Source organism: Polynucleobacter sp. 39-46-10, assembly GCF_002282275.1.
Window position 1 is genome coordinate 1 of record NZ_NCJB01000305.1, and the last position, 2,778, is coordinate 2,778.

Here is a 2,778-nt window from a genome sequence, read left to right on the forward strand (position 1 = left end):
TTAGTATCTTGGGCTGCTTGTAATACCTCTGTCACATGTCCAGGAACCTTAAGGCCGCGCCACTCTTTTGTAAGCTTACCTGAAGAGTCAAAAAGGAAGGTGCTACGCTCAACACCACGAACTTGTTTGCCATACATGTTTTTCAACTTCATCACACCAAAGAGTTGACAGAGGGTTTCTTCGGTATCAGCCACTAGCTCAAATGGCAGCCCAAGTTTGCTACGGAAGTTATCGTGAGATTTGATGCTATCCCGAGATACGCCAACGATTAAGGTATTGGCTTTAGTGAAGGCGTCAATGTTATCCCGGAATTCACCAGACTCTGCTGTGCAGCCAGGAGTCATATCTTTTGGGTAAAAGTAGATAACCAGCTTTTTGCCTTTGGCTGAGTCTGGAGTAAACGTCAATCCTGATGTTGCTGGGATTGCACACTGGGGCATTGGCTTACCAATTTCTACTGTCATGATGGTCTCTCTAATTTTATGTATTACGTAATGCCAGTTAACTTGATTGCAAAATGAGTTCGCCACTTCGGTTGGGAATTTCTCCCCAAGTGACGGGTTGTACAGCTATTTTATCGAGTTGTTTAGTTGCTTCCCAAGATTGATGCAATTCGCCCATGGTTACTAGATCGTGACCTTGGTTTAACCATCCGGCGAGCAATTGCTCAAAGGCGGGTAGCAGCTTTTGACCTTCTAGCTCCGCATGCAAAGTAAATACCTGATCATTGGGATTGCTTTGGGTGATCTCAAGAAGTCTTTTGACGGCGCCAAACTCGTCTGCATCATCAATGCCAATCAACTCATCAAAGGTGGGTAGGGTAGTTGGGTATTGCACGTGTTTCGCTTTACCGGAGGGCAGGTCAAAGCGATATGGCATCAAATTCGGTTCGGCTCTACCATCGGAAGAGTATTTGATACCCCATTGATCAAGTTGCTCAAAAGCAGCTTCATTCATTTGCCAGCCAGCAGCACCATAGGTGACTGGTGTATGTCTGAAGATTTCTACAAAGCGATCCCAGCTCTTTTGCATCTGCGCTTTAGTCCATTGGGCATCACGATTACGTACTGCGTCTTGCCAGGCCACATGGTCCCAGGTGTGAATTCCAGTTTCATGACCTGCTGCATCAATCGCACGCATTTCAGCGGCGGCTTGTTTGCCAATATCTGGCCCAGGAAGGAGGACGCCGTAGAGCAAAGTCTTAATACCGTAGTGTTCAACAACAGAAGTGCGACTCACCTTCTTTAGAAAGCCCGGCCTAAAGACACGCTTCAGTGCCCAACCAGTATGGTCTGGACCTAGGCTAAATAAAAAAGTAGCTTTAAGGCCAAAGCGTTCAAGTGTGCGCGCTAGATTGGGGACGCCTTCTTTAGTGCCGCGTAGGGTGTCAACATCTACCTTGAGTGCAATCTTAGCCATGAACCTCTGTACTTATTCGTTATCAACCAGGTGACGTGCTTTTTCCACATCTTCACGATAGGCCTCGAAAATATTCTTCAGCGCGTCGCTCATATTGGTAGTCGGCTTCCAACCTAATTCACTCATGGTGTTGTCAATAGCGGGTACACGGTTTTGAACGTCTTGATAGCCTTCACCGTAGTAAGCGCCAGAAGTAGTTTCTACAATCTTCACTTCATTCGCTGTCTTCGCATACTCCGGAATGCTACGAGCAATCTCTAGCATCTGATTGGCGAGTTCACGAATAGAGTGATTGTTCTTGGGGTTGCCGATGTTGTAGATCTTGCCGTTTGCAACGCCATCTTTGTTATCGATGATGCGCATCAAGGCATCAATGCCATCGTCAACATAAGTAAAGGCACGTTTCTGTGCACCACCATCAACCACGTTGATGGATTCACCGCGAACAATGTGACCTAAGAATTGCGTCACTACACGGGAGGAGCCTTCTTTTGGTGTGTAGATACTATCTAGACCTGGGCCAATCCAGTTAAATGGGCGGAAGAGAGTGAAGCGTAGACCTTTCATGCCGTAACCCCAGATCACGCGATCCATCAATTGCTTAGAGCAAGCATAGATCCACCGTGGCTTATTGATTGGACCGTAAACCATATTGGATTTAGCGGGATCAAATTCACCATCTTCACACATGCCATAGACTTCGGATGTAGATGGGAATACCAAATGCTTTTTATATTTAACAGCTGAACGTACGCTTGGTAAGTTAGCCTCGAAGTCGAGTTCAAATACTTTGAGTGGTTGCTGAACATAAGTGGCCGGTGTCGCAATGGCTACTAAAGGCAGAATAACGTCGCATTTACGAATGTGGTACTCAACCCATTCTTTATTGATGGTGATATCGCCCTCAAAGAAATGCATGCGGGGGTGGTTCACTAAATCACCTAGGCGATCGTTTTGCATATCCATGCCATAGACATCCCAATCGGTTGTCTCTAGGATGCGTTTTGAGAGGTGATGACCAATAAAGCCGTTTACGCCAAGAATGAGTACTTTTTTCATCTTTACTGCCTCGTTTTTAATCTAAAGAGTGCTGCTTTTAATTTATTAGCTGTCTGCTGGGAACCAGTCCAGTATCGCTACCGCTCTCTGGTCGCCACAAACGCCGAATACCTGATTATCAACTACTTGGATACCGGGAGCCTGAAGATCTAGTTCCTCTGGGAATGGGCCTATAAGGCTTGTGCGGGCCACAATCCTGCGTTGACCCTCCCAGTCAGTAAAGGCTCCAGGATAAGGGGGTGCAACGGCTCTCACGAGGTTATGGACCTGCTGAGCCGTCTGTTGCCACAGAATTTGGCC

Annotated in this window: 3 protein-coding genes and 1 pseudogene; all 4 read right to left on the minus strand. The window is 46.7% G+C overall.

Features of this window, described 5'->3' with window-relative positions; all coding sequences use genetic code 11:
* Window positions 1-464: peroxiredoxin (locus B7X71_RS14815; RefSeq protein ID WP_293601225.1), on the minus strand; the 464-nt coding region annotated here is incomplete at its 3' end.
* Window positions 465-501: 37 nt separating this feature from the next.
* On the minus strand, window positions 502-1,419 hold the full coding sequence (locus tag B7X71_RS14820) for a polysaccharide deacetylase family protein (protein WP_215301460.1): 918 nt from the start codon (window positions 1,417-1,419) through the stop codon (window positions 502-504).
* 12 nt (window positions 1,420-1,431) lie between these two features.
* Window positions 1,432-2,478: a bifunctional UDP-4-keto-pentose/UDP-xylose synthase gene (locus tag B7X71_RS14825; protein WP_293601227.1), complete on the minus strand. Its 1,047-nt coding sequence runs from the start codon at window positions 2,476-2,478 to the stop codon at window positions 1,432-1,434.
* Window positions 2,479-2,523: 45 nt separating this feature from the next.
* Window positions 2,524-2,778: pseudogene (locus B7X71_RS14830) on the minus strand (formyltransferase); the annotation flags it as partial.